A 547-nucleotide genomic window follows, 5' to 3' on the forward strand; every position below is an offset into this window, starting at 1 on the left:
GCACCGCCCACACAATTAGAAAAGCCGCCTTGGCGTACTCGCTCTTCTCCTCCTCGCTACGCTTACCACTCTCCCAGTACTTAAGCGCCTCAGCCACCGGCCCCAGCCAAGGCACCCTAACGCCCCCAGCCGCCTCCAGCAGATTAGCGATTCTCAACAGCTTCTTCTCGTCTACGTCCGCCGCGCCTCTAGAAAGCTGGTCCACAACGCTGAACAGCTCCTCCAGCGCCTTGCCCACCGTCTCGTTTCTCTTTCTGACAGCCTCCACTAGCTCACCCGCCGCCGGCGGCTTCTTAAACTCGCCGTGCTTAATCAGCCCAGAGGCCAGCGCCAGCTTCCCCAGCTGAACAGAGCCGGAGACGTCGTTGGCAAAGGCCCACGCGACTACGCCAGCCGCCGTAGCCGCCGCCAAAAACAGCCACGCCCTGTGCTCATCCACCCAGCCGACTACCCTGGCGATTGCTTCAACAAACAGCTCGTAAAGCCTCTCCAGCGCCACCTTAGCCCTCTCCAGCCACTCACGCAGAGCCTCGTAGACAGACTCGGC

At 61.8% G+C, this 547-nt stretch carries 1 pseudogene; it reads right to left on the bottom strand.

The features are described from left to right. Positions 1 to 547: pseudogene (locus ACP5J3_RS15050) on the bottom strand (hypothetical protein); the annotation flags it as partial.

It is taken from the genome of Pyrobaculum sp. (genome assembly GCF_049971835.1).
Lineage (GTDB): Archaea > Thermoproteota > Thermoprotei > Thermoproteales > Thermoproteaceae > Pyrobaculum.